This is a genomic window from Pseudomonas sp. AC255 (genome assembly GCF_979258175.1).
The window spans coordinates 391,534-417,561 of the sequence record NZ_OZ409841.1 but is presented as its reverse complement, the minus strand read 5'-3'; the positions used below and the strand labels follow the sequence as shown (position 1 = coordinate 417,561).

Sequence of the window (26,028 nt, the reverse complement as noted above, 5' to 3'; positions counted from 1 at the left end):
TTCACGAGGATGCGGCCTCGGGTTTACGCAGGTTTAGCGAACACCATCCTGACGCAGAGCGGCCGGGGTGAAGTCGCTGGTGGTAGCGGTGAAGCCGAAGTCATACGCCTGCTTCTCTTCGTTCTTCATGCCCAGTGCCAGATAGCGGCCGGACTGCAGGTCGTAGAGGGTTTCGAGGGCGTACCACGGCACTTGCTTGTCGTAGTAGTTCTCGGCATGCGCCTCGGCTACACGCCACAGTTGGCCGCGACCGTCATAGTGGTCGATGACCGCTGCCTGCCAAGTGTCCTCGTCGATGTAGAAGTCACGCTTGGCGTAGATGTGGCGCTGGCCTTCCTTCAGGGTCGCGACCACGTGCCAGACGCGGCGCAGCTCGTAGCGAGCCAGGTCCTGGTTGATGTGACCGGCCTTGATGATGTCCGAGTACTTCAGTTTCGGATCGTCGAGCTTGTAGCTGTCGGAGGCGATGTACATCTCTTTCTTGCCTTCGAGCTTCCAGTCGTAACGATCCGGCGCGCCGTTGTACATGTCGAGGTTGTCCGAGGTACGCAGGCCGTCGGCGGCAGTACCCGGGCCGTCATACGACACTTGCGGTGCACGGCGCACACGACGCTGCCCGGCGTTGTAGACCCACGCCGAACGCGGCTCCTTGACCTGATCGAGAGTCTCGTGCACCAGCAGTACGCCACCGGCCAGACGCGCCGGCGCGGTCACTTTCTGCTTGAAGTAGAACAGGATGTTGCCCGGGTTCGCCGGATCGTAATCCTTCATCTTGTCGCGGAACACGAACTGATCCTGGAAGTACACCAGGCTGTACGAGCCGTTCGGTTGCGGCGTGGCCTGGGTCACCAGACGGGTCACGCTGCCGCCGCGATAACGGGTGATGTGGTTCCAGATCACTTCCACACCGGTTTTCGGGATCGGGAACGGCACGGCGGTATCGAAGTTTTCCAGACCGTTGCCGCCGGACACCAGGTTGGTGCTGGTGGCGTTCTTCTTGATCGCGGCGAACACGTCATCCGGCACGGTGGCGCCGCGATGGGACGGATAGACCGGCATCTTGAAGGTTTCCGGGTAGCGCTTGAACATCGCGTACTGGCCCGGGGCAAGCTTGTCCTTGTACTTGTCGACATCCTTGGCGGTGATGGTGAACAGCGGCTGCTCACTGGCGTAAGGGTTGGACAGGAAGCCCTTGCTGTCGACGCTGCCGGCATTTTTGGCAGCGGTTTCCAGGCCGGGATCGAACCGTCGGCATTACCGGCCATTTCCGCGCCCATCGGCGTCAGGCTCTTGCCCAGTTTATCCGCTTCGGCAGCAGGCACCGCCGCCATGACACTGGTCGCCAGCAGCGACAGGCCCAGAACACCGGCGTGGAACAGACTCTTTGTTATTTTCATAAATTCGTTCGTCCTGAAATGCAGTGCTTAGAAGTTCACGCCGAAGCTGAGCGCCACGAAGTCGCGGTCATCCACGGTGGTGTACTTGCCGTCGAAGAAATTGGTGTAGGCCAGGCTCGCGGTGTAGGTGTTCTGGTACTCGGCGTCGACGCCCAGGCTGACCGCTTTGCGACCTTCCTCGAAGTTGCCGCCAGGGCCTGGCGAGTAACCGCTCACGTCGTGGGACCAGGCCACGTTCGGCTTGAGGTTCACACCGGCAAACACGTCGTTGTATTCCCAGATCGCCCGACCACGGTAGCCCCACGACATCGACGTGGTGAAGCCGTCGTTTTCGCAATTGCGGCTGCGGTTGTTCTGCGGCGAACCAGGACCTGCGCCGTTGATGGTGCTGTTGTTGAGGATGTTGGCGCAGGTATCGACTGTGCCAGTAGCCGGCAACTCACCCGGACCGTAGACCGGATCGCGGCCATAACGCTTGTCGGAACGGCTTTCCAGGCCACCGACGTAGGTCGCGCCGACTTCACCAACGAGGGTCAGACGGCTGGCGCCCATGACCTGATCGAAGAAGTGCGTGAAGGTCGTCTGGATCTGGGTGATTTCCTTGCGCTCATAGCCATGCAGGTCCTGACCCGGCACGCCAGTGAGCAACGAAGCGTTGGTCAGCGCGCCGCCCAGTGGACGCACGCCGGCAAACAGGATGTCGGTGGAGTTCAGTTGCACCGGCGCGTTCGGACGGTAGCTGATCTCACCGCTCCACGCCGTACCGGTAGGCAGGGTGGTGGAGAAACTCAGGCCGTAGAGACGAATGTCTTCCGGGTATTCGATGAAGTAATTCGAATTGCCCGCGACCAGCAGCGGTGCGAGTGCGGCGAACGGCCCCGGCAGCGCGGCGGCAGTGTTGTAGACCGACTGCGGTGCGCCGGTTGCACTGAAGATCGGCGCACGGCTGTGGTAGTTCATGAAGTAGGCGCCGAACTCGGTGTCGAGTGGCTCGAACATGTATTTGAGGGACGCGCCCCACTGACCGCTGTCGCGCGCGTCACGGTCCGGCCCACGGCGCACCAGCACGCCTTCTTGGTCGACGTTCACACCGTTGGCGGCCAACGGCCCCAAAGCGATCGCCGGAATCTGCGAACGCTTGTTCAGTACGCGCAGATTGCTGTCGCAACCGTCAGCAACGATGTCCGGCTGGGAGAAGAAGGTGCCGCAGTTGTCAACGACGGTCTGGTCCCATTCCAGTTGGTAGAACGCTTCGGCCGAGAGGTTATCGGTGAGGCTCTGCGACACGTAGAACATGTTGACCGGAATCAGGCCTTCCTTGATCTCGGCGCCCGGACGACGGAACGCGGAGACGTCGATCGGGTTGATCGAGTTGATGCCGCCGCCGATGAAGGTACTTTCACCCCAGCTCACTACCTGCTTGCCCAGACGCACGGAGCCCGGCTGATCGGCAATCGCGTAGTTGTGGTAGACGAAGGCGTCGAGGATCTGCCCGCCGGAGGACTTGGCGCCCTCTTTGCGGTTGCTGTCGCTGATGTCCTTGAACTGGCGGCTCTCGTCCTTCAGTTCGAAGTCGTACCAGTATTTGCCACGGACGAACACGCCGGTGTCGCCGTATTTCAATTCAAGGTCATGGATGCCCTTGAAGATCTTCGAAAAGGTTTCGCCGCTCTTGAAGTTGGCGTGCCCGTCATCGGAAGTCTGCGACAGGCCACGGCCGCCGTTGTTGACGCCGATAAGGTTCTTGTTCGGGCTCTGAGTAGACCAACTGGCACCGATCGACAGGGACGAGTCGAACTGGCCTTCGATTTCACCGACGTTGAAACTGACGCCGAATGCAGGCCCGGCGAGCGAGGAGGCAAGACTGACCGCCAGAGGCAGTTTCGCCCGGCGCCAGAACTGGTTTACTGAGGTCATCGACGCTACTCCATGTGCATTATTGTTATGGCAGTGAGTACTTTTAAAAACGCTGTGGAGGACCGGGCGCCAGGGTTGCCCGAAATCACTCCAGAGTTGCTCGCCCCGATCAGTGCGTGTGCTCCGTTTCTAAAAAGTCCTTGAGCGGACTATATCCAGCGGGTGGTAGTGCTTGATCCCTCTAAAGTGTGATTTGCAGCCGCCAACCACTCTGGAACAGTCCTTTCGCCAGTCCGACACACGTCGGCAGGGCAAGGATGGCTGATTTTTTCGATTTCACAAGCCAAGCGCTTGCTTGGTGGGTCTGGCGCGCCGGTTTCGGCGCGCCAGCAGACACTCAAAGTGTCGAAAGAAAGGTACTGTTGTTGGCTTGCCACTCGGTGATGTCGAGGCGAATGCGCTTCTTGTCGAGCTTGCCGACGCTGGTCTTGGGAATTTCGGTAACAAGGGCGATCTGACTGGGGATCGCCCATTTGCTCAAGTGTCCCAGCTCGACGAACGGCTTGAGGTGTTCCTTCAGTTCCCGTGCACCGATCACCTGCCCTTCGCGGACCACCAGCAAGGCAAACGGGCGCTCGCCCCACTGCGGATCGGCGATGCCCACCACTGCTACTTCGCGTACCGCCGCATGCCGGCTGATGAGGTCTTCGAGGTCAAGGGAGGAGATCCACTCGCCGCCGGTCTTGATCACGTCCTTGATGCGATCACGAATATCGATCACGCCCATGCTGTCGAGCGTGGCGACGTCGCCGGTGTGCAACCAGCCACCGGCCCAGAGCTCGGCGCCCTTCTGCGGTTCATTGAAATAGCCTTCGGTGAGCCACGGCGCGCGCAGCACCAGTTCGCCCTGGGTTTCACCGTCGGCCGGAAGGAAGTTGCCGTCGCCGTCGACAATCGCCGCTTCGACCAACGGCCCCGGTACACCGGCCTTGATCCGGTAAGTGGTGCGCTCGTCTTCGCTGCCGGCCATCAGTTCGTCGTTGAGGTGCGCGCAGGACACCAGCGGCCCGGTTTCCGACATGCCGTAAGCGGCTGTCAGCTGAATGCCACGGGCCTTGGCGTTTTCATAGAGGCTGCGATTGAGCGCGCTGCCGCCGATGACGATCTTCCAGCCACCGAAGTCGGCACCCTGCGCGGCTTTGGCGTTGAGCAGCATCTGCAGGATGGTCGGCACGCAATGGGAAAAGGTGACCTTCTCCTTGCGCCACAACTCCACCAGATACTCCGGATCGTAGCGCCCCGGATAAACCTGCTTGAGCCCGAGCATGGTCGCCACGTACGGCAAACCCCAGGCGTGGACGTGGAACATCGGCGTGATCGGCATGTACACATCGTTGGTGCCGAGCAGCCGTACGCTGTCGATCGAACCCATGATCGTCGCCACGCCGATGGTGTGCAGCACCAGTTGCCGATGGGTGAAATACACGCCTTTGGGATTGCCCGTGGTGCCGGTGGTGTAGAACGTGGTGGCGACCGAGTTTTCGTCGAAGTCCTGGAAATTGTATTGCGCACTCGCAGCGGCCAGCAGTTGCTCGTATTCGCCGACGAGGTTCGGCAGCTCTGCGGTTTTCTCCGGCAGATCGGTCAGCAGCAGGGTTTTCTCCACCGTGGTCAGCTGCGGCGCGATGGCCTGATACAGCCCGACGAACTCGCTGTTGACCAGCACGAAGCGGTCTTCGGCGTGGTTCATGGTGTAGAGGATCTGCTCCGGCGACAGGCGCACGTTGATGGTGTGGATCACCGCGCCGATCATCGGAATGGCGAACATGCATTCCAGGTAACGGTGGCTGTCCCAGTCCATCACCGCCACGGTGTCACCGGCCTTGACGCCGGCAGCCGTCAGCACGTTGGCCAGCCGCGCAACCCGCTCGATCAGGGTCGGATAGCTGTAGCGCAACTGGTCGCGGTAGATGATTTCGCGGGTTTTCTCGTAACGGGCGCCGGACATCAGCAGCCGTTTGATCAGCAATGGATACTGGTAGGCCCCATCGGCCGGCGGAATGACCCGAGTCTGCAACATAAGAATCCCTTTTCTGACTGCACGGTGTTGGCGGAGAGATTCGTACTCTAGTGCGCCAGCATGACAGTCAAATCAGCCAAAGGAATGATTTGCAGAGCCGTACAAATGCTAGCTTTGCGCCAGCACCCCAGGTATCGGGAAATTGGATATGGCCCCTGTACCAGCTGCCGAAGGCTGCGATCTTTTGATTTGCTTATGAAAAGACAAGATCAAAAGATCGCAGCCTCGTTGCACTCGTCAGCTCCTACAAGAGAACAATGCGGCCCGGTCAGTGCATCTCGGTAAAAGCGATTTTCACACCGAGAGCAATCAGCACCGCGCCCATGGTGCGGTCGAACCAGTGGCCCATGCGCGCGAAGCCGGCGCGCACGCGATGTTGGCTGAACAGCATCGCCACCAGACAGAACCAGATCGCCGTCGCCACCGCCAGGTAAACGCCGTAACCGGCCTGCACGGCCAGCGGCGTGTGCGGATTGATCACCACGGTGAACAGCGAGAGGAAAAACAGCGTGGCTTTCGGGTTCAGGCCGTTGGTGACGAAGCCCGAGGTAAACGCGCCCCGCGCGGTGCGTACGCCGGTTTCCCGGTGCAAATCATCGGTGACGGTTTTCGCCGGTTGCGCGCGCAAGGCCTTGAAGCCGATGTAAAGCAGATACGCGGCGGCGGCCCACTTCAGCGCGTTGAACAGCACGATCGATTGCGACACGATCAGACCGATGCCGAGCAACGAATAGCCGACATGCAGGAAAATCGCCGAGCCCACGCCCAGCGCGGTCCAGGTGCCGGCGCGACGCCCGTGGGTCACGCTCTCGCGCACGACCACGGCAAAGTCCGGGCCGGGGCTGGCCACGGCGAGCAAGTGGATCAGGGCAACGGTCAAGAACTCGGTCCAGTACATGGGGGCTCCTTTGGGGCAGCTTGGTCAATAAAAAATCTGAAAAGAACGCAGTCCTGTGGCGAGGGGATTTATCCCCGATGGGTTGCGAAGCAGCGCCAAAAACTTCTGCCTGGCCCGCAGGCAGTGATTTTGCGACTGCTGCGCAGCCGAACGGGGATAAATCCCCTCGCCACAAGGTTATGTGTCCGCTGCGGGGTCAGCGTAACGATTTGTTTCATCTGGTAGGCTCGGCAGAGTACGCCCTCCGCTCACAGCACAAAAGGTACAGTTGATGACGAACACGCGCCGCGCGGTATTCCTTGATCACCCTTCGCTGGATCTCGGCGATCTGGACCTCGGTCCGTTGCGCGAATGCTTCAGCGACTTGCAGCTGTTCGCCCAGACTTTGCCGGAACAGGTCAGCGAACGCCTGCAAGGCGCCGGAGTGGCGATCACCAACAAGGTCGTGATCGACGCTGCTGCCATGGCTGCCAACCCGCAACTGAAACTGATCCTGATCAGCGCCACCGGCACCAACAATGTCGACCTCACTGCCGCCCGCGCCCACGGCATCACCGTGTGCAATTGCCAGGCTTACGGCACGCCGTCGGTGGCGCAACACACGATCATGCTGCTGCTCAACCTCGCCACGCGCCTGGCCGACTATCAGAAAGCTGTGAGCGCAGGCCGCTGGCAACAGGCGAAACAGTTCTGCCTGCTCGACTACCCGATCATCGAACTGCAAGGCAAAACCCTCGGCCTGCTCGGGCATGGCGAACTTGGTGGTGCCGTGGCGCGGTTGGCCGAAGCGTTCGGCATGCGTGTGTTGCTCGGGCAGATTCCCGGGCGCCCGGCTCGGCCGGATCGCTTGCCGCTGGAAGAACTGCTGCCGCAGATCGACGCCCTGACCCTGCACTGCCCGCTCAACGAGCACACCCGGCATTTCATCGGTGCCCGCGAACTGGCCTCGATGAAGCCTGGCGCATTTGTGGTCAATACCGCCCGCGGCGGCCTGATCGATGAGCAGGCGCTGGCCGACGCTTTGCGCAGCGGTCACCTCGGCGGTGCGGCGACCGATGTGTTGAGTGTCGAGCCACCGACCCAGGGCAATCCGCTGCTCGCCGCCGATATCCCGCGCCTGATCGTCACCCCGCACAACGCCTGGGGCAGCCGCGAGGCACGCCAGCGTATCGTCGGCCAACTGAGCGAAAACGCCCAGGCGTTCTTCAGCGGTGAGGCGCTGCGGGTCGTCAGTTGATAAACTGCGGCACTTTTTTCAAGGAGCAGTTATGGATCCGCGCAGTGAAGTACTGCTTCGTCAGGCCGAGTTATTCCAGGGTTCGCTGCTGTTGGCCGGCCTGCCCGCCGACGATCTGCTCGGGCGTCTGCCCAATGCGTTCGGCTGGTGCTGGCACGCTGGCGATCAAGCCGCACTGGACGCGCGTTTCGAGGGCCGCAGCCAGTTCGGCGTGAATGTGCCCGAGCGTGAGTTCGACAGCGCTGTGGTGTTCCTGCCCAAATCCAAGGACCTGACCGATTACATCCTCAACGCCGTGACGTCGCGTCTGGCCGGGCGTGAGGTGTTTCTGGTCGGGGAAAAACGCAGCGGCATCGAAGGCGCATCCAAACAGCTCAATCCGTTCGGCAAGCCACGCAAACTCGACAGCGCCCGGCACTGCCAGCTCTGGCAAGTCACCGTGGCCAATGCGCCTGAAGCGAAATCCCTGGAAAGTCTTGCGCAGACCTACGAACTGCCCCTGGCCGAAGGGCCGTTGAAAGTCATCAGTTTGCCGGGCGTGTTCAGCCACGGTCGACTGGATCGCGGCAGCGCCCTGCTGCTGGAGCATCTGGACAAACTGCCGAGCGGCCATCTGCTCGACTTCGGTTGCGGCGCCGGCGTGCTCGGGGCTGCAGTGAAACGTCGCTATCCGCACAATCAGGTGACGTTGCTGGATGTCGACGCGTTCGCCGCCGCCAGCAGCCGTCTGACCCTGGCCGCCAACGGCCTGGAGGCGGAAGTGCTGACCGGGGACGGCATCGATGCGGCGCCGATGGGTTTGAGCGCGATTCTGAGCAATCCGCCGTTCCATGTCGGCGTGCACACCGATTATTTCGCTACAGAGAACCTGCTGCGAAAAGCGGCGAAACATCTGAAAAACGGTGGCGAACTGCGCCTTGTGGCGAACAGCTTTCTCAAGTATCAGCCGTTGATCGAGGAGCACCTGGGCGTGTGTGCGATCAAGGCTGAAGGCAACGGTTTCCGGATTTACCGGGCCAAGCGCGGTTGAAAATTTGTTCTTGCCCAATCGGATTTGCCTAGGCAGAATCCGCTCCGTCCTAGGGGAGTAGTCTCCCACGAGCGCCAAGCTCGTCCGGCATACGTCAACATACTTGATCCTCAGATCATGGCGTATGCGACCCAAGCGTCCGCACCAGACGGATCGCAGGGTTTGACAAGACCTATGACACGCACACCTTACCCGGGGCGGGAAGGCTGTACGTGTCATAGCCGTGTCGACCCGCCCCTTAGGAAATCCCTGATGCTGGACTCGCTACTCGTTCCCACCGCTATCGTTGCCTTGGCCGAAATCGGCGACAAGACGCAACTGCTCGCGCTGATTCTCGCCGCCCGCTTTCGCAAACCCTGGCCGATCATTGCCGGGATTGTCGCCGCGACTTTGGCCAACCACGCAGCAGCCGGTGCGGTAGGTGCCTGGGTCGGCAGTTTCTTCTCCGACGCCGTTCTGCACTGGATCCTCGCCGCCAGCTTCGCCGCCACGGCACTGTGGACGCTGGTCCCGGACAAGATGGATGACGACGAGGCCAGTACTGCGCGCAAGTTCGGGCCGTTCCTGACCACACTGATCGCATTCTTCCTGGCGGAAATCGGCGACAAGACGCAGATCGCCACGGTGATGCTCGCCGCGCAATATCCGGAACTGTGGCTGGTGATCATCGGCACCACCGTGGGCATGCTGATTGCCAACGTGCCGGTGGTACTGGCGGGTAATTTTGCCGCAGAGAAACTGCCGCTGACCCTGATCCGCCGCCTCGCGGCTTCGGCGTTCATGATTCTGGCGATTGTTGCGGTTTATAAAGCGATGCAGAGCAGTGGCTGGGTTTAACCCCGTCTACTGAACTACCCAAAACCTGTGGTGAGGGGATTTGAAGGATCGTTCCCACGCTCTGCGTGGGAATGCCTCAAGGGACGCTCCGCGTTCCAATGGGACGCAGAGCGTCCCGGGCTGCATTCCCACGCAGAGCGTGGGAACGATCATTGGCTCAGGACTTCGGGGCTTTTTCGTACAACGGCATCACCTTCGGAATCGCTGCCTGCAACGCAGCAATGCGGCTGCTGGATGCCGGGTGAGTGCTCATGAATTCCGGTGGCGCGCCTTCGGAAGCCTTGCTCATCTTGTCCCACAGGGTGATCGCCGCGTTCGGGTTGTAGCCGGCGCGGGCGGCCAGTTCCAGGCCTATCAGGTCAGCTTCGTTTTCGTTGGCGCGGCTGTTGGGCAAGGTCATGCCGTAGTTGGCCACGGTGTCCGCCAGCGCCAGGCTGTCCTGACCCAGACCGAACAAAGCGCCGGCGCCCTGCTTGGCCATTTCCATGCCATAGGCTTTGGACATCGCCTCACGGCCGTGCTCGCGCAGGGCGTGGGCGATTTCATGGCCCATGACCGCAGCGATTTCATCGTCGGTGAGTTTCAGGCTGTCGATCAGCCCGGTGTAGAAAATGATCTTGCCGCCGGGACCGCAGTTGGCGTTGAGCTCATCGCTCTTGATCAGATTGACTTCCCATTGCCACTGCGCCGCGTCCGGGCGGAAGGTCGGCGCCTGGGCGATCAAGCGGTTGGCGATGGTCTGCACGCGTTTGGCTTCCGGGCTGGTCTTGTCCAGCACACCTTTGCTCGACGCCTCGCCGACAGTCTTCTGATACGACTGCGCGTACATCTGATCGACCTCTTGCGAGGACAGCATGCTGAACATGTACTGCTTGCGCTCCACGCCCACGGCGCCGCCGCTGGTGGTGTTGACCGACTGACAACCGGCCAGCAACAGCGCTGCGCTCAAAGCACTTACCACTAATGTCTTGTTCATTCAAAAGCTCCCTGAAAACCTGAGGCGTATCCTAGGCGGCTAATTGTATTGGCGCCAGATACAACGGACGCATTGCGCGTACATCCACCTAAGGCCGCAAGACTGGCTGGAAATTCCTCGACGCGCATTGAATCCGCCGTGCATCGATCCATCAGCGACATCGCGCGGCGATTCCGACCAACGTCTCTCATGGCCGCGCCCACCCCGCCGATAAATCCCTCGCAGATTGTCCTCTTGCGTGCGGAGCTCCCATGAAGTTCAAGTCGATCCAGTTTTCCGTCGCCGCTCTGGCCGGCGCCATCGTCCTCAGCGTGGTCGCGGCGCTGGTGCTGTACGCGCTGTTCTCCGGCGCCCGCACTCAAGAAATGGTGCAACAGCGCACCCAGGCGCAGTTCGAGCAAGTCATCGAACAGCGCCTGACCTCGCTGGCGCAGACCCAGGTCAGCCAGATCCAGCGCGAACTCGAAGCGCCGCTGCTGATTGCCGGCGGTCTGGTACGCGTCAACGCCCTGCTCGGCACAACCGCCGCCGATGGCCAGCCGCGCCTGAGCGTCAGCCGCGAGCAACTGATCAGCCTGATCAAGGAAAACGTAGAAAAGAACCCGAAGGTTCTCGGCACCTACATCGGCTGGGAAAAAACGCACTGGACCACAATGACGCGGCCTACATCGGCAGCGCCGTGGTCGGTATCGATCCAGCCAATGGACGTTTCCTGCCGTGGTGGTTCCGCAATACCGACGGCAGTCTGGGCGTGGACAAACTGGCCGATGTCGACGATCAGAAAACCTTGTCCACCGGGGTGCGCGCCAGCGAGTACTACCTGTGCTCGAAAGAGACGAAGAAAGCCTGCGTGATCGACCCGGCACCGTACAAGGTCGGCGACAAGATCGTCATGCTCGCCTCGTTCATTGAACCGATCATGGTCAACGGGGCGTTCCAGGGCATCGTCGGCGCCGACCTCTCGGTGAACTTCATTCAGGACATGCTCCTCGCCGCCAACCATAAGCTTTACAGCGGCGCCGGTGAAATGGCCCTGGTCGGCGGCAATGGGCGGATCGTTGCCTATACCAAGGATTCGAGCAAATTCGGCGAAAAAGTCAGCGACATTCTCGACGCCGAACAGGCCAGCAATCTCGCCAACCTCAAGCGCGACGAGGTCACCTATGCGGTGAATCAGGCCAAGGGCCGCATCGAACTGTACCTGCCGTTCGGCATCGGCCAGACCGACGCACGCTGGACACTGATGCTGCAATTGCCGCTCAACGCGGTCATGGCCGATCTGCAAAACCTCCAGGCTGATCTTGATGCCCAGCGCAAATCCGACACCTTCGGCATGGCCATGGTCGGCCTGATCATCGCCGGCATCGGCCTGCTGGTGATCTGGCTGGTGGGTCACGGCATCGCGCGGCCACTCAAGCAAATGGTCGCCATGCTCGATGACATCGCGCAGGGCGAAGGCGATCTGACCCGGCGTTTGAGCAGTGACCGCAGCGACGAATTGGGCTCGATTGCCAAAGGCTTCAACACCTTCCTCGGCAAGTTGCAGGCGATGATCACCCAGGTGGTGACCTCGGTGCAGAGCGTCAGCGATTCCTCGGAACACACCGCCGACATCGCCATCCGCACCAACATCGGCGTGCAGAAACAAATGGCCGAAATCGATCAAGTGGCGACAGCGGTGCAGGAAATGACCGCTACCGCCCAGGACGTGGCGCGCAACGCCACCCAGGCAGCACAAGCGGCAAGCCACGCCGATCAGGCCGCCAGCCAGGGCATGCAGATCGTGCGCGACACCTCGAATTCGATTGGCGTACTGGCGGTGGAAATCGGCAAGGCTGTCGAGGTGGTGCAGACGCTGGCCAAGGACAGCGAAAACATCAACGCCATCCTCACTTCCATTCGCGGCATCGCTGAACAGACCAATCTGCTGGCACTGAACGCGGCGATCGAAGCCGCGCGAGCCGGCGAGCAGGGTCGCGGTTTTGCCGTGGTCGCCGACGAGGTGCGCAATCTGGCGCAGAAAACCCAGAAGGCCACCGAAGAAATCCAGAGCATGATCCAGCAGTTGCAACAGGGCACCCGCGATGTGGTGCGCGTCATGGAAGACAGCCAGAACCGCACCGACGAAAGCGTGCAACACGCGGCGAAAGCGGCCGAAGCGCTGGAAACGATCACCCAGGCCGTGTCGGTGATCAACGACATGAACACGCAGATCGCCAGTGCGGCAGAAGAGCAAAGCGCAGTGGCCGACGACATCAACCGCAATGTGATCAACATAGGTCAGGTGGCGAATGAAGTGGCCGGCGGTGCGGATGAATCGAGTTCGGCGAGCGCCGGGTTGACCAAACTGGCGGAACAGCAGCGGCGGTTGATCAATCAATTCAAGGTCTGAAAGATCAAGAGCCCCTCACCCTAGCCCTCTCCCGGAGGGAGAGGGGACCGACCGCGATGTCTTGCGCTATACATCGACCTGAAAAAAACAGTCGATTATGGATTCACAACAGATCGTTCAGGTCGGTGTACCTCTGAAGTATCCCCATTCGGCTCCCTCTCCCTCCGGGAGAGGGCTGGGGTGAGGGGCTTTTGATCCACGCAAATCAAGCCGGGGTCAAACACTCCGGCCCGTTCAACTTCGGATCATTCACCAGATTCGCCAACACCCGCTCACGCAGCGCCGCCGGTTCACTGGCGAGCAAACCCTGCAAGACATGGAGCGGCGTTTCGGGATCAAGCCAGGCAGCCTGCCCCGCTTCATCGAGAATCAACGGTCGCCGCTGACTCGCCGCCGATTGAGTGATCACTGCCGTGCTCAGCCAGACCTGTTCCTGCACCGGATACGCTTCCCAGATCGCGGCGAAAAACAACGATGAGCCCTCCCCCGGCGTCAACCAGTACGGTCGCTTGCGCTGGGTGCCGCGCCATTCGTAGAAACCGTTGGCCGGCAGCAGGCAACGCCGCAGACGCAGCGCCTCACGAAACATCGGCTGCTCGGCCACGGTTTCGGCGCGAGCATGGGCCGGGGTCTTCGACAGATCGGTCAGCCACGGCGGTGTCAGGCCCCAGCGCGCACGGGCCAACGTGCGCTGGCCGTCTTCGTCGGCACGCAGCATCAACACCGAATCATTGGGGGAAATGTTCCACTGCGCCTGTTGATCGGCGGGAAAACCTGGCAGGGCCGCAAAGTCGCGGTTCCAGCGAAACAGGGCATAACGTCCACACATGGGGCAACATAACTCTGAATAAAACCAGCGCCAGCCTAACAGACCAGCGTCCCGGGGAAGCTCTCCGGTTCGTCGCCGTGTAGCGGCAGCGCGGCATTGTACAAGTTGATCAGCTCGCGGGCGTATTCGGCCTGATCGTTATCCACCGACAGCCCGAGCAGGCCGAAGATCGGCAGTTCACCCGTACCGCCCACCAGATCACAGCCGATCAGGTGCGCCTCGATTCCTTCGTTGGCGAGCATGCCCTTGAGCATCTCCCCTTCCATCAGGTTCGCCGGTTCGTAGATGCGCTGCATACGCGGCCCTCACTCGTTTTCGCTGAAGACTTCCAGATGCCACTCGTCTTCATGGACTTGCAGGACAAAGGTGATCGGACGACAGCACACCTGGCAGTCTTCGATATACGTTTGATCGCCGCCGGACAAATCCAGCGTGGTCTCGACTTCCTCACCGCAATACGGACATTCATACCGTGCATCTTCCAGCATCGCGGTCTCCCAAGTGACTTGTGCGTATAATCGCCGGTCTATTTGCAGGGCTATTTTTGTCTGACTACTTTTCAGACCGTGCCCTGCGGGTTTTCGATCAAACCCTTTACTTACCCTAGCCGTTTCCAACAAGAGAGCATGATGGGCGAATTCGATGCCATCCGACCTTACGACGACAGCGAAGTACCTGCGGTACTGGCAAGGCTGCTCGGCGACAAGGCGTTTCTAGATATCCTCACCCACTTCCGCTTCCCGCGTTTTGCCGGTGCCTTCGGCTGGATGCTCAAACCTCTTATAGCCCATCGGCTGCGTCGTGAGTTTGCCGACGTGAATTCCGTGGCTACCTTACAGGACAAAGTCGAGTTCTACGTCGACCACACCATCGAGCGCGCCACCGACGGCGTGACCTATACCGGTGTCGAGCAGTTCAAGTCCGGCAGCGCCTACCTGTTCATCGCCAACCACCGGGATATCGTCATGGACCCGGCCTTCGTCAACTACGCCGTGTACCACGCCGGCCTGCCGACGCCGCGCATCGCGATTGGCGACAACCTGCTGCAAAAGCCGTTTGTCAGTGACCTGATGCGCTTGAACAAGAGCTTTATCGTCCACCGCTCGATCACCGGCCGCCGCGAGAAGATGGCTGCTTATCAGTTGCTGTCGGCGTACATCAACCACTCGATCCGCAACGACTGCGCGTCGATCTGGATTGCTCAGGCTGAAGGTCGGGCGAAGGACGGCGACGACCGCACCGAGTCGGCGATCCTCAAGATGTTCCACATGAGCCGCAAGGACGAGCCGTTCGGCGAAGTCATCCGCTCGCTCAACGTGACGCCGGTGTCGATCAGCTATGAGTACGACCCCTGCGACCAGGCCAAGGCCCGCGAACTCTACATCCGCGCCACCACCGGCACCTACGCCAAGGCGCCGGGCGAGGATGACGTGAGCATCGCGAAGGGCATCACCGGTTACAAGGGCCGGGTGCACGTGAACTTTGCCGCGCCGATCACTGAGGTGTTCGAGGACACCAAGCAATTGGCGATCGAGATGGACAAGCAGATTCTCGGCGGCTACCGGCTGTTCCCGGTGCATTACCTGGCGTACGCGCAGTGGGCGGATGCCGATCCGCAACTGAATGTGCCGACGGCGGCCGAGGTGTTCCCGGCTGACGAACTGGCCAAGGCGCAGGATGAATGGCAAAGCCGACTGGATGCGTGCCCCGCTGAGCATCGTCCGTACCTGGTGCTGCAATATGCGACGCCGGTGCGCAATCAGTATCGGGTCAAGGCTGGATTGCCGCTGTAGGCAACGGCTGTGGCGAGGGGATTTATCCCCGTTGGAGTGCGCAGCGCTCCCAAGTTTTTACCTGAGAAAAACGGGGCCTGCTACGCAGTCCAGCGGGGATAAATCCCCTCGCCACAGGGTTTGCTTTTGCTTTCAGAAGCGCGTGCTGATCCACGAGACGATCAGGGCCAGGCCAAGGCAAGCAAAACCAAAACGATAGAAAAACCGGTTCATGCGCAACGTCGCCCAATCGAGCATCGGCTCGGCATTGGGCTGCGCCTGGCGCTGGGCGGCGAGACTGGCCTGGGCGCGTTGCTCACGGCGGCGGGTCGCGTGCAGCAGCCAGCTGCCCGGAAAGGCCAGCAGCAAGGCCAGCAGGTTGATCAACTTGGCGGGATGGGCGGTAAACAGCGTCATCAAGTGCAGCGACATCACAGACCTCGAACTTAACCGGTGTGGCAGACGCCAGACCGACGACCGCGGCGCGAATTCTACCCAAACCCTGACGCCCTGCCCCAGCCTTTGCGACAAATAACCTGACAATCGACCGATGGCTGTCCTGTGTCATGGCATCGTCACGTGGATGCTTCACCCTGCGCGCCTCGAAACCCGAATGGAATGCGACATGCTGCACGCGGAAAACCAGGATCGCCTGTACCTCATCACTCCTTACGACGACCAGCAAAGCCTGATCGGCAGCCTTGCCTTCAACGTGCAGGATCGGCACTGGCTGGTGTATTGCGCGCTGGGCGGGCATCAGCATGCGGACTTGCCCGAGACGGATTTGCTGACCGGAGTGAGCGTGCTCGATTTTTATTCTCAGGCTGCCTGAACGTCAAAAGCACCCTCACCCTAGCCCTCTCCCAGAGGGAGAGGGGACTGACCGAGGTGTTTGCGGTAGATACGCCGACTTGAGATACCGCGCCGAATTCAGGTTTTGAAGCACACGCGATCGGCTCCCTCTCCTTGGGGAGAGGGGACTGACCGAGGTGTTTGCGGTAGATACGCCGACATGAGATACCGCGCCGAATTCAGGTTTTGAAGCACACGCGATCGGCTCCCTCTCCCTCGGGAGAGGGCTGGGGTGAGGGGAATCGATTTCCCATACGACACAAATCTCAGATCCACAAAAAAGCCCGGAACCATCACTGGCCCCGGGCTTTTTCATATCCACTGCAAGCTTACTCAGCGAGCACCTGACCCACGGTCGGGTCCTTGAACAGACGCGTCAGTGCGTCACTCAATACATCGCTGACCAGTTTGGTATTGGTCTCCTGATTCGGCGCCATGCCGAAGCGCTGGTCCAGCGACGCACCGTAACGGCCGCTGTAACGGCGGTTGGCGTTCTGCACGTCGGAGCGGAAGGTCGCGCCGATGGTGGCTTCGGTCACGTACATGCCTTCTTTCGGCGACTGGTATTTCAGCTCGGCCAGGGTAACGGTCAGCTGCGGCGCGTTAGGTGCGCTGGTGGTCGGGGTGAAGCCGAGCAGACGTACGGCAGCTTCGGCCTGGGCCTGCAGCTTCGGCAGGATCTGCTCGCGCTGCACGGTGATGGCGCTGGTTTCCGGATACAGACCGCCACGGGTACCGAGGGTCGGCGACGGACGACCGTCGACCACACGCACGATGACAGGCTGGCCGCGACCGACCGCTGGCAGTTGCGTGGTCAGCTTTGGCTCCGGATTCAGTTGTTGCGGGCTATGGGCGCAGCCGGCGAGGGTCAAACCGGCGACAGTGATCAAACCGAACAACAGGCGTTGCAACATGCTCTTCTCTCCAGAATCAGGCACAAACAGGCCGGCAGTATAGCGGTGGGCCACTGCGCGTAACCAGCGTCGCACAGTGAATACTGAAATGTCTGACAAACCCCGCTGAAAGCGGTTCCTGTCACACATTCTTCACCGTCCATACACCGCGACGTCACGGCCCACCGGCAAGCTTCACAGCAGTCCTCCTTCAAGGAACTCTGCCATGCGTTATCTGATCTCGCTGTTCGCCCCACGCCCGCTGCATCGCAGCTTTGCCCTGCTCGACCGCAACGGTCATTGCCAGGCCTTCAAACAGTGCAGCCTGCAACCGATGGGCGACGGCTGGGTGGAAATCGAAGAAATCCGCCTGACCTGGCTGAACCAGCCGCTGCCCGCCAGCGCCCGGGTCGTACCGCGACAAATGCGCGCACGGGGTCAGGTGCAGTTGAGCATCTGACCGGATGCCTAATAAAAGTCATTAAACACGAGCAACTGCGCGCATTTCTTCGCTACAATCTCCCCCGATTATAAGGACGTCTCCTGATCGGGCCCCGCAACAGCGTCAATGCGCATGCATCGACATCAAAATCGCCCACAGAGAGCCGCCCACACAGATCGAGTGAAGTTGGCGCGCTTGCCTGTTCTTCCGGCAAAAACCCGCTTTTCGCGAATCTGCAGAGCTGTCATTCGCTCGGCCACCGCGTTGTTTTGCCCTAGCGGGCAGGTGCCAGGCCAAGGCAGCCCTTTTTTGAGGTTCACGTCTTCAAAAGAGCGTGAAAAAAACGGGTTTTCACAACTTCACAAGAGTGTGGCGAGCAAATGAATAGTTTTGCGTCTGAACATGCACCATTAGCGTCTGAAACAGCCCAACGACACAGGACCGGGTATACCTCGAACATCGGAGCCTGAAGCCTGTCCGCTACGGATTTGGTTGCACGAAAACGGATGACTCGACCATAAGTCGAATTGCCAGCCCTGCGCGAAAATGCGTTCATGGAACGCTTGAAACCAGGCCGCACGCATCCGTCGAAGTTGCGAAAAATTGCGAAGATTCGGACATGGCCCACCTGACCACGGATAGCCCGGGCCCACTGACCTGCCCTGGAACGCCTGGCAGCCATGCCGACAATTTGGTGCTGCAGATTTGGGAGACGCGTTAAATGGCGCATAACGAAGCAGTCGACGTAGTTCTGGTAGGGGCCGGCATCATGAGTGCCACCCTGGCCGTACTGCTCAAAGAGCTCGACCCCGCGATCAAGCTGGAAGTCGTCGAGCTGATGGATTCCGGCGCCGCCGAGAGTTCCAATCCGTGGAACAACGCCGGTACCGGTCACGCCGGCCTGTGCGAGCTGAACTACACCCCGCAGGCTGCCGATGGCAGCGTCGACATCAAGAAAGCCGTGCACATCAACACCCAGTTCGAGGTGTCGAAGCAGTTCTGGTCGTACTTGACCAAGAAGGGCACGTTCGGCTCGTGCAAATCCTTCATCAGCCCGGTACCGCACCTGAGTTTCGTTCAGGGCGAAAGCGGTGTGTCGTTCCTCAAGGAGCGCTTCAATGTCCTGAGCAAGCACCACGCGTTTGCCGACATGGAGTACACCGAAGACAAAGGCAAGATGGCCGAGTGGATGCCGCTGATGATGCCGGGCCGCTCGCCGGACGAAGTCCTCGCCGCCACCCGTGTGATGAACGGCACCGACGTCAACTTCGGCGCCCTGACCAATCAGCTGCTCAAGCATTTGAGCAGTGCCCCGGACACCCAGGTCAAATACTGCAAGCGCGTGACCGGCCTCAAGCGTAACGGCGCCGGCTGGACCGTCAGCATCAAGGACGTCAACAACGGCAACACCCGCGAAGTCGACGCCAGGTTCGTCTTCCTCGGTGCCGGTGGCGCTGCCCTGCCGTTGCTGCAGGCTTCGGGCATCGAAGAAAGCAAAGGCTTCGGTGGCTTCCCGATCAGTGGCCAGTGGCTGCGCTGCGATAACCCGGAAGTGGTCAAGCACCACCAGGCCAAGGTTTACAGCCAGGCGGCCGTGGGTTCGCCACCGATGTCGGTGCCGCACCTCGACACTCGCGTCGTCGACGGCAAGAAATCCCTGCTGTTCGGGCCATACGCCGGTTTCACCACCAAGTTCCTCAAGCATGGCTCCTTCATGGACCTGCCGATGTCGGTGCGCGCCGGCAACATCGGGCCGATGCTGGCGGTGGCGAAAAACAACATGGACCTGACCAAGTACCTGGTCAGCGAAGTGATGCAATCGATGGAACAGCGCCTGGAATCGCTGCGGCGTTTCTACCCGCAGGCGAAAGCCGAAGACTGGCGCCTGGAAGTGGCCGGCCAACGGGTGCAGATCATCAAGAAGGACCCGAAAAAGGGCGGCATCCTGCAGTTCGGTACCGAACTGGTCGCGGCGAAGGACGGCTCCCTCGCCGCCCTGCTCGGCGCTTCGCCAGGCGCGTCGGTGACCGTTTCGATCATGCTCGAACTGATCGAGAAGTGCTTCCCGGCCAAGGCGTCCGGCGAATGGGCTACCAAACTGGCCGAGATCTTCCCGGCCCGTGAAAAGGTTCTGGAAACCGATGCTGCGCTGTATCGCAAGATCAACACGCAGAACAACATCGCCCTGGAACTGGTTGAAGAAAGCAGCGAGACCCCAAGCTTCGCTTGATCTTGCGGCATGAAAAAACGCCCCGATCGGGGCGTTTTTTTATGGCCTTGAAAAGCAAAAGATCGCAGCCTTCGGCAGCTCCTACACAGGTTTTGTGTTCAACCTGTAGGAGCTGCCGCAGGCTGCGATCTTTGATCTCAGGAGCGGGACTTTTCGATCAGCTCGATGTAGTCCGGGGCGTTGCGCTGATCGGCGATCAGGTCAACAAAGGTCTTGCCCTGCTCATCCTTGCCATCAACGTCATAACCCGCCGCAACGAAGAAGCCCAGAAAGCGCTCGAAATCATCGATGCGCAAACCGCGATAGGCCTTTATCAGTTTGTGCAGCGACGGCGAAGTGGCGTCGACCGGCTCAAAATCGAGGAACAGCTTGATCTGCTCATCGCCGATCTCGTCACCAATCACTTGTTTCTTATCTTTACGCATTGCCGACTCCAGCTCGCAGACATGACACGGGGCGGGCAGTTTACCCTTGCCCGGCCGCCCGGCTCAACGCGGACGAATCGCCCCGGTATGAAGATCGGCCCAGATATGGCCATTGGCATAACTGAGGAACTGCACATACACCGTGTCGTTGCGCAGCAGATCCATCACCACGCGGTATTGAGCGAGCGGATAGAACAGCGTCAGGGTTTTGCTTTTATCGTCATATGCCGGTTTCTTCAGGCTTTTGCTTTCGCCGTCGAAACTCACCAGCACCTGGTTGATGTTCGCGCCTTTGTTCAGCGACTTGCCCTTGAGGCGGATCAACAAGGACGAGGTGACCGGAATCGGCTGCTGATTGGACTGGCGCTGCGCACCGACCACCACCGAATACTCGCTGACCTGCAGCAGTTGCTGCTGCTCGGGTTCAGCGTCGCGCAGGGTCAGATCGTCCGGCGGCAGGAACTGGCTGTGCATCGGCGCAGCGGACAGCGGCAGGCTGATGGACAGCAACAGGGCGGCGAGGCTGCGGATCAAGAGGCGCATGACAGGCTCCGGAGGGCGGGGCCGAGAACTCTAGCATGCACCTGCGCAAATCAATGCGCCGATTCAATCAAACTGCTTGCGCATCCAGGCCTGATAGTCAGCAACACCGGGCTCGCCATCACGCGGTGCCCACGGGGCAAGTTCGCCCTCACCCACCGGGCGATAAGGTCCGGCCTTGCATTCGAACATCAGGCTGTCAGCTTCCAGTACGACCAGACCATGAAAGACGTTCGTCGGCAGATCCACACCGACACAGTCTCCACCGGCCTGCAGGACCTGCTTTTTCAGCACGGCACCGTTTTCGTCGAAGATCAGCAGCCCCAGCCGCCCCTTGAGTACCAACAACGTTTCTGCCTTGTTGTCACCCAGGTGACGATGAGGCTGGATGTAGGTCTGCGGTTGCAGCCCCACAGCCATGCGATGACAGGCTTCTTCCATCTGATGGAAGTTGTGATGCTGGCGTCCGCGGGGATTGTGCGCGGCTTTCTCGGCCAACTCAGCGAATAGCGTTTGATCAAGAAAGCCTGGCGTACCCATTGCTTACATTCCTTTAACCGCGTAAATCCCGTTGGCGTTGCGCCAGTAGCCTTTGTAGTCCATGCCATAACCGAAGATGTAGCGGTCGATGCACGGCAGGCCGACGAAATCGGCTTTCAGGTCAGGACGTGCCTTGCGGTCGTGGTCCTTGTCGATCAGCACGGCGGTGTGCACTTTGCGTGCGCCGGCGTGTTTGCAGAAGTCGATGATCGCGCCCAGGGTGTGACCTTCATCGAGGATGTCGTCGATGATCAGCACGTCGCGGTCGATGAACGAGACTTCCGGCTTGGCTTTCCAGAACAGGTCGCCGCCGCTGGTTTCGTTGCGATAACGGGTCGCGTGCAGGTAGGACGCTTCCAGCGGGAATTGCAGATGCGTCAGCAGTTTGCCGGAGAAGATCAGGCCGCCGTTCATCACGCAGAACACCACCGGATTGCTGTCAGCCAGTTGTTCGTTGATTTGTGCACCGACGCGGGCGATGGCCGCCTCGACTTCAGATTCGGTGTACAGGCAGTCAGCCTCTCGCATGATTTGACGGATATGCTCGAGATCAGCGGACATGGCGCTCTCCAGGGGGTTGGCGGAATTGGAAAAGCGGGCAAAGGTACGCATCCCGCGAGGTCGAATCAAGCTCTTATGGACTAACGTACAGAATGTCCTATAGGACATCACCCTCGGATAGATTAATCTAGGCCGGTTTTTTTGCCCGCCGCCGGAGCCTTTCCCATGCCCATCCTCGAGATCCGCCATCCGCTGATCCGTCATAAACTCGGCCTGATGCGCCGCGCTGACATCAGCACCAAGAATTTCCGCGAGCTCGCTCAGGAAGTCGGCGCCCTGTTGACCTATGAAGCTACAAAAGATCTGCCGCTCGAATCCTACGACATTGCCGGTTGGTGCGGCACCGTGTCGGTGGAGAAAATCGCCGGCAAGAAGATAACCGTCGTGCCGATCCTGCGTGCCGGTATCGGCATGCTCGAAGGCGTGCTCAGCCTGATCCCGGGCGCCAAGGTCTCCGCTGTGGGCGTTGCCCGCAACGAAGAGACCCTGCAAGCGCACACCTATCTGGAAAAACTGGTACCGGAAATCGACGAGCGCCTGGCGATGATCATCGACCCGATGCTCGCCACCGGCAGCTCCATGGTTGCCACCATCGACCTGCTGAAAAAGGCCGGTTGCCGCGACATCCGCGCCATGGTCCTGGTGGCCGCGCCGGAAGGCATTGCTGCGGTCGAACAGGCGCACCCGGACGTGACCATCTACACCGCGTCCATCGATGAACGCTTGAACGAGCACGGCTACATCATTCCTGGGCTTGGCGACGCCGGTGACAAGATCTTCGGCACCAAGCAGAAGGACGCGTGACCATGCAGCAAGAGTTCAACGATCCGCTCTGGCGCACGGTGCTGTCCGGCGCGCAGATGCTGTTCGTGGCCTTCGGCGCCTTGGTGCTGATGCCGCTGATCACCGGCCTGGACCCGAACGTGGCACTGTTCACCGCGGGTCTGGGGACGATCCTGTTCCAGATCGTCACCGGGCGACAGGTGCCGGTGTTCCTCGCGTCGAGCTTCGCCTTCATCACGCCGATCATTCTCGCCAAGGGCCAGTTCGGCCTCGCCGCGACCATGGGCGGGGTGATGGCAGCCGGTTTCGTCTACACCTTCCTCGGCCTCGCCGTGAAGATCAAAGGCACCGGCTTCATTGACCGTCTGCTGCCACCGGTGGTGATTGGTCCGGTAATCATTTCCATCGGCCTGGCCATGGCGCCGATTGCCGCGAACATGGCGATGGGCAAGGCCGGCGACGGCACCGAGCTGATTCACTATCAGACGGCGATGATGATTTCCATGCCGGCGCTGCTGACCACGTTGATCGTGGCGGTGTTCGGCAAAGGCATCTTCCGTCTGGTGCCGATCATTTCCGGCGTGCTGGTGGGTTTTGCCATGTCGTTCTATTTCGGCGTGGTCGATACGGCGAAAATTGCTGCAGCGCCATGGTTCGCTCTGCCGCACTTCACCGCGCCCGAGTTCAATTGGCAGGCGATTCTGTTCATTGTTCCGGTAGCGCTGGCCCCGGCGATCGAACACATCGGCGGCGTGATTGCCGTCGGTAGCGTGACCGGCCGCGATTACCTGAAGAAGCCAGGCCTGCATCGCACCCTGCTCGGTGACGGCATCGCCACCACGGCCGCCGGCCTGTTCGGCGGCCCGCCCAACACCACTTACGCCGAAGTGACCGGCGCGGTGATGCTGACCAAGAACTACAACCCGAAAATCATGACCTGGGCGGCGATCTTCGCCATCACCCTGGCGTTCATCGGCAAGTTCGGCGCGCTGCTGCAAAGCATTCCGGTGCCGGTAATGGGCGGGATTCTGTGCTTGCTGTTCGGTTCGATCGCGGCAGTGGGCATGAACACCCTGATCCGCCACAAGATCGACCTGGGCGAAGCGCGCAACCTGGTGATTGTTTCGGTGACGCTGGTGTTCGGTATCGGCGGCGTGCTGGTTGGCACCGGCACCGGTCCTGATGACTTCGGCCTCAAAGGCATCGCGCTGTGCGCGGTGGTGGCGATTGCGCTGAACCTGATCCTGCCGGGCAATGATGGCTGGAAGCAGAAGAAGGCGGATGAGCCGCTGATCTAAGGCTTTCGGATCTTCATCGCCTGACAGATAGCATTCGCGAGCAGGCTCGCTCCCACAGGTCTGGAATGCATTTCAACCTGTGGGAGCGAGCCTGCTCGCGAAGCTTTAAAGGCCAGCGGCGCTCTTTCGCAGAGGGTCGCCAGCGCCTTGGCCCATTGCGGGTCGTCGTTCAGGCACGGCACCAGCACCAACTCCTCGCCCCCGCTTCGCGGAACTGTTCCTTGCCGCGATCGCCGATCTCTTCCAGCGTCTCGATGCAATCGGCGACGAACGCCGGGCACATCACCAGAATCTTTTTCACCCCGCTTTTGGCCAGTTCATCCAGCCGCGCTTCCGTGTACGGCTCGATCCATTTCGCCCGGCCCAGGCGCGACTGAAACGACACCGACCATTTGCCGTCCGCCAGCCCCATGCTTTTGGCGAAGGCGGCGGCGGTACGGAAACACTGCGCGCGATAACAGGTTGCCAATACCGCCGGCGAGGCGGTCTGGCAGCAATCGGCGCCTTTGAGACAGTGATTGCCCGTCGGATCGAGTTTGCTCAGATGGCGCTCAGGCAAACCGTGAAAGCTCAGCAGCAGATGATCGTAATCCTGCTGCAGATGCGGACGCGCGCTGGCGGCCAGTGCCTCGATGTATTCCGGCTGATCGTAGAACGGTTGCAGGATCGACAACTGCACGTCGAGTTTCTTCTCGCGCAGCACGCGGCGGGCTTCTTCGATCACCGTGGTCGTGGTGCTGTCGGCGAACTGTGGGTACAGCGGCGCCAAAGTGATCTTCTTATGTCCCGCTTTGACCAGACGCAGCAGACAGGTTTCGATCGACGGCTCGCCATAACGCATCGCCAGATCTACCGGGCCGTGTTTCCACGTGCGGGTCATCTGCTCTTGCAAACGGCGGCTGAGCACCACCAGCGGCGAGCCCTCTTCCCACCAGATCGAGGCATAGGCGTGTGCCGATTGCTCGGGACGCTTGATCAGGATCAGCGACACCAGCAGCCGCCGCAGCGGCCATGGCAGGTCGATCACGTAGGGGTCCATCAGAAATTGATTGAGATAGCTGCGCACATCCGCCACCGAGGTGGAGGCCGGAGAGCCCAGGTTGACCAGAAGCAAAGCGTGATCGGTCATGCAACGTCCTATTTCAGAGGCGGCTGGAGAGATCATCCAGAGCCGCGCGTAAATCCGTAAAGCGGAAGCTGAACCCCGCTTCCACCAGGCGTGCCGGCGTCGCGCGCTGGCCGCCGAGCAATAACAGTGACAGCTCGCCGAGCATGACTTTCAGCGCCAGGGTCGGCATCGGCATGAACGCCGGGCGGTGCAACACACTGCCCAGGGTCTTGGCAAATTCGCGGTTGCGCACAGGTTTCGGCGCGCAGGCATTATAAGGACCGCTGGCCTGATTCCGGTGCAGAAGAAAATCAATCAGGGCGATTTGATCGTCGATGTGAATCCACGGCATCCACTGCCGACCATTGCCCAAAGGCCCGCCCAGCCCGAGCTTGAACGGCAGCAACAGCCGCGACAAAAAGCCGCCCTCAGCCGATAGCACCAGACCGGTTCGCACCAGTACCACGCGGATGCCGAGGTTTTCGGCGCGCAGGGCGGTTTCTTCCCAGGCGATGCACAACTGACTGGCGAAGTCGTCGATGCCCGGCGGTGATTCTTCAGTCAACTCGCGTTCGCCACCGTCGCCGTACCAGCCGATCGCCGAGCCGGAAATCAGCAGCGACGGTTTCTGCGCGCGAGTTTCCAGCCACGCCAGCAGCGTTTCCGTCAGCGTGATGCGGCTGCTCCACAGCAACGCCTTGCGACGATGGGTCCAGGGGCGGTCTGCAATCGGCGCGCCGGCGAGATTGACGATCGCATCCAGCGGCTCTTCGCCGAGGTCCTCCAGACGGGCAATCCCGCGCACTTGCGCGCCGCAGATCTGCGCGACTTTTTCCGCGCGGCGACTCCACACCGTCAGCCGATGGCCCTGCTCCAGCCAGTGCCGGCAGAGCTGACGTCCGATCAAACCAGTACCGCCGGTCAGCAATATGTGCATGACATCTTCCTCGCGTGGCGTTTAACCCGGATCACTAGTCTATTTTTATAGGCAGGGATCTTTTCGATCGGGCAGGCTCTATGGTTTAACAATAGGCCAAGCTGTCAGAACGAG

At 60.6% G+C, this 26,028-nt stretch carries 23 protein-coding genes, 3 pseudogenes and 1 riboswitch; of the genes and pseudogenes, 10 read left to right on the top strand and 16 right to left on the bottom strand.

Annotated features, from left to right (window positions below; translation table 11 throughout):
- Positions 1-33: 33 nt before the first annotated feature.
- From ACZZ0K_RS02075 to ACZZ0K_RS02060, 4 genes and pseudogenes are all read right to left on the bottom strand, one after another.
- Positions 34-1,397 (bottom strand): annotated as a pseudogene (locus ACZZ0K_RS02075) (DUF1329 domain-containing protein).
- Positions 1,398-1,424: 27 nt separating this feature from the next.
- A complete protein-coding gene (locus ACZZ0K_RS02070) occupies positions 1,425-3,314 on the bottom strand; it encodes a DUF1302 domain-containing protein (protein ID WP_073473478.1) in 1,890 nt (629 codons plus the stop codon).
- A 337-nt stretch (positions 3,315-3,651) separates the two neighbouring features.
- Complete coding sequence (locus ACZZ0K_RS02065; protein WP_122747829.1) at positions 3,652-5,334, bottom strand: fatty acid--CoA ligase; 1,683 nt, start codon at positions 5,332-5,334, stop codon at positions 3,652-3,654.
- Positions 5,335-5,602: 268 nt separating this feature from the next.
- Positions 5,603-6,232: a LysE family translocator gene (locus ACZZ0K_RS02060; RefSeq protein ID WP_056790244.1), complete on the bottom strand. Its 630-nt coding sequence runs from the start codon at positions 6,230-6,232 to the stop codon at positions 5,603-5,605.
- 271 nt (positions 6,233-6,503) lie between these two features.
- On the opposite strand from ACZZ0K_RS02060, the gene ACZZ0K_RS02055 reads away from it, so the two are divergent.
- The 3 genes from ACZZ0K_RS02055 to ACZZ0K_RS02045 all read left to right on the top strand — a co-directional run bounded on the left by ACZZ0K_RS02055 (position 6,504) and on the right by ACZZ0K_RS02045 (position 9,336).
- Complete coding sequence (locus tag ACZZ0K_RS02055) at positions 6,504-7,469, top strand: 2-hydroxyacid dehydrogenase (RefSeq protein WP_258707187.1); 966 nt, start codon at positions 6,504-6,506, stop codon at positions 7,467-7,469.
- Positions 7,470-7,500: 31 nt separating this feature from the next.
- Positions 7,501-8,499 carry a class I SAM-dependent methyltransferase gene (locus ACZZ0K_RS02050; RefSeq protein WP_258707188.1) on the top strand — a complete coding sequence of 333 codons (999 nt, stop codon included), beginning with the start codon at positions 7,501-7,503 and terminating at the stop codon, positions 8,497-8,499.
- 39 nt (positions 8,500-8,538) lie between these two features.
- Positions 8,539-8,663: riboswitch (yybP-ykoY riboswitch) on the top strand.
- 88 nt (positions 8,664-8,751) lie between these two features.
- Positions 8,752-9,336, top strand: coding sequence for a TMEM165/GDT1 family protein (locus tag ACZZ0K_RS02045; protein ID WP_041479980.1), 585 nt, complete (start codon positions 8,752-8,754; stop codon positions 9,334-9,336).
- A gap of 157 nt (positions 9,337-9,493) precedes the next feature.
- On the opposite strand, the gene ACZZ0K_RS02040 is transcribed toward ACZZ0K_RS02045, so the two are convergent.
- Positions 9,494-10,312 carry a M48 family metallopeptidase gene (locus tag ACZZ0K_RS02040; RefSeq protein WP_016773242.1) on the bottom strand — a complete coding sequence of 273 codons (819 nt, stop codon included), beginning with the start codon at positions 10,310-10,312 and terminating at the stop codon, positions 9,494-9,496.
- A gap of 251 nt (positions 10,313-10,563) precedes the next feature.
- Here ACZZ0K_RS02040 and ACZZ0K_RS02035 point away from each other — a divergent pair.
- Positions 10,564-12,704, top strand: a pseudogene (locus tag ACZZ0K_RS02035) (methyl-accepting chemotaxis protein).
- Between the two features lie 205 nt (positions 12,705-12,909).
- Here the strand turns inward: ACZZ0K_RS02035 and ACZZ0K_RS02030 are convergent.
- From ACZZ0K_RS02030 to ACZZ0K_RS02020, 3 genes are read right to left on the bottom strand one after another with little or no spacing between them, the layout of a single operon-like run.
- Positions 12,910-13,533, bottom strand: coding sequence for an SOS response-associated peptidase (locus ACZZ0K_RS02030; RefSeq protein ID WP_039761324.1), 624 nt, complete (start codon positions 13,531-13,533; stop codon positions 12,910-12,912).
- Positions 13,534-13,568: 35 nt separating this feature from the next.
- Entirely contained in the window at positions 13,569-13,829 is a 261-nt protein-coding gene (locus ACZZ0K_RS02025; RefSeq protein WP_041479982.1) for a putative signal transducing protein, read from the bottom strand.
- A 9-nt stretch (positions 13,830-13,838) separates the two neighbouring features.
- Entirely contained in the window at positions 13,839-14,021 is a 183-nt protein-coding gene (locus ACZZ0K_RS02020) for a CPXCG motif-containing cysteine-rich protein (protein WP_041479983.1), read from the bottom strand.
- A 138-nt stretch (positions 14,022-14,159) separates the two neighbouring features.
- Between ACZZ0K_RS02020 and ACZZ0K_RS02015 the strand changes: the two genes are divergently transcribed.
- The gene (locus ACZZ0K_RS02015) at positions 14,160-15,326 is read left to right on the top strand and encodes a 1-acyl-sn-glycerol-3-phosphate acyltransferase (RefSeq protein ID WP_041479984.1); all 1,167 of its coding nucleotides are present in this window, start codon (positions 14,160-14,162) and stop codon (positions 15,324-15,326) included.
- 132 nt (positions 15,327-15,458) lie between these two features.
- Here the strand turns inward: ACZZ0K_RS02015 and ACZZ0K_RS02010 are convergent, their stop codons facing one another.
- Positions 15,459-15,737, bottom strand: a complete 279-nt coding sequence (locus ACZZ0K_RS02010; protein ID WP_016770663.1) for a hypothetical protein — start codon at positions 15,735-15,737, stop codon at positions 15,459-15,461.
- 193 nt (positions 15,738-15,930) lie between these two features.
- On the opposite strand from ACZZ0K_RS02010, the gene ACZZ0K_RS02005 reads away from it, so the two are divergent.
- The gene (locus tag ACZZ0K_RS02005) at positions 15,931-16,137 is read left to right on the top strand and encodes a hypothetical protein (RefSeq protein WP_095181665.1); all 207 of its coding nucleotides are present in this window, start codon (positions 15,931-15,933) and stop codon (positions 16,135-16,137) included.
- A 349-nt stretch (positions 16,138-16,486) separates the two neighbouring features.
- Here the strand turns inward: ACZZ0K_RS02005 and ACZZ0K_RS02000 are convergent, their stop codons facing one another.
- Positions 16,487-17,071, bottom strand: a complete 585-nt coding sequence (locus ACZZ0K_RS02000) for a YajG family lipoprotein (RefSeq protein ID WP_039761315.1) — start codon at positions 17,069-17,071, stop codon at positions 16,487-16,489.
- 205 nt (positions 17,072-17,276) lie between these two features.
- Here ACZZ0K_RS02000 and ACZZ0K_RS01995 point away from each other — a divergent pair, with 205 nt between their 5' ends.
- Together ACZZ0K_RS01995 and mqo are read left to right on the top strand one after the other, a co-directional pair.
- Positions 17,277-17,510: a hypothetical protein gene (locus tag ACZZ0K_RS01995; RefSeq protein WP_039761314.1), complete on the top strand. Its 234-nt coding sequence runs from the start codon at positions 17,277-17,279 to the stop codon at positions 17,508-17,510.
- Between the two features lie 703 nt (positions 17,511-18,213).
- Complete coding sequence (gene mqo / locus ACZZ0K_RS01990; RefSeq protein WP_252884824.1) at positions 18,214-19,722, top strand: malate dehydrogenase (quinone); 1,509 nt, start codon at positions 18,214-18,216, stop codon at positions 19,720-19,722.
- A 137-nt stretch (positions 19,723-19,859) separates the two neighbouring features.
- On the opposite strand, the gene ACZZ0K_RS01985 is transcribed toward mqo, so the two are convergent.
- The 4 genes from ACZZ0K_RS01985 to ACZZ0K_RS01970 all read right to left on the bottom strand — a co-directional run bounded on the left by ACZZ0K_RS01985 (position 19,860) and on the right by ACZZ0K_RS01970 (position 21,788).
- Positions 19,860-20,147 (bottom strand): PA4642 family protein, encoded by a 288-nt coding sequence (locus tag ACZZ0K_RS01985; protein ID WP_041479985.1) that lies wholly within the window; start codon positions 20,145-20,147, stop codon positions 19,860-19,862.
- Between the two features lie 63 nt (positions 20,148-20,210).
- Positions 20,211-20,690 carry a hypothetical protein gene (locus tag ACZZ0K_RS01980; RefSeq protein ID WP_150741829.1) on the bottom strand — a complete coding sequence of 160 codons (480 nt, stop codon included), beginning with the start codon at positions 20,688-20,690 and terminating at the stop codon, positions 20,211-20,213.
- A 63-nt stretch (positions 20,691-20,753) separates the two neighbouring features.
- Positions 20,754-21,227 carry a WbuC family cupin fold metalloprotein gene (locus ACZZ0K_RS01975; RefSeq protein ID WP_150741828.1) on the bottom strand — a complete coding sequence of 158 codons (474 nt, stop codon included), beginning with the start codon at positions 21,225-21,227 and terminating at the stop codon, positions 20,754-20,756.
- Positions 21,228-21,230: 3 nt separating this feature from the next.
- Complete coding sequence (locus ACZZ0K_RS01970) at positions 21,231-21,788, bottom strand: hypoxanthine-guanine phosphoribosyltransferase (RefSeq protein WP_016773231.1); 558 nt, start codon at positions 21,786-21,788, stop codon at positions 21,231-21,233.
- 165 nt (positions 21,789-21,953) lie between these two features.
- Here ACZZ0K_RS01970 and upp point away from each other — a divergent pair, with 165 nt between their 5' ends.
- Positions 21,954-22,592 (top strand): uracil phosphoribosyltransferase, encoded by a 639-nt coding sequence (gene upp, locus ACZZ0K_RS01965; protein ID WP_024014279.1) that lies wholly within the window; start codon positions 21,954-21,956, stop codon positions 22,590-22,592.
- 2 nt (positions 22,593-22,594) lie between these two features.
- Positions 22,595-23,869: a uracil-xanthine permease family protein gene (locus tag ACZZ0K_RS01960; RefSeq protein ID WP_016773229.1), complete on the top strand. Its 1,275-nt coding sequence runs from the start codon at positions 22,595-22,597 to the stop codon at positions 23,867-23,869.
- A gap of 110 nt (positions 23,870-23,979) precedes the next feature.
- Here ACZZ0K_RS01960 and hemH read toward each other — a convergent pair.
- Positions 23,980-24,998, bottom strand: a pseudogene (hemH, locus tag ACZZ0K_RS01955) (ferrochelatase); the annotation flags it as partial.
- A 13-nt stretch (positions 24,999-25,011) separates the two neighbouring features.
- Positions 25,012-25,914 (bottom strand): TIGR01777 family oxidoreductase, encoded by a 903-nt coding sequence (locus tag ACZZ0K_RS01950; protein WP_236168901.1) that lies wholly within the window; start codon positions 25,912-25,914, stop codon positions 25,012-25,014.
- Positions 25,915-26,028 lie beyond the last annotated feature (114 nt).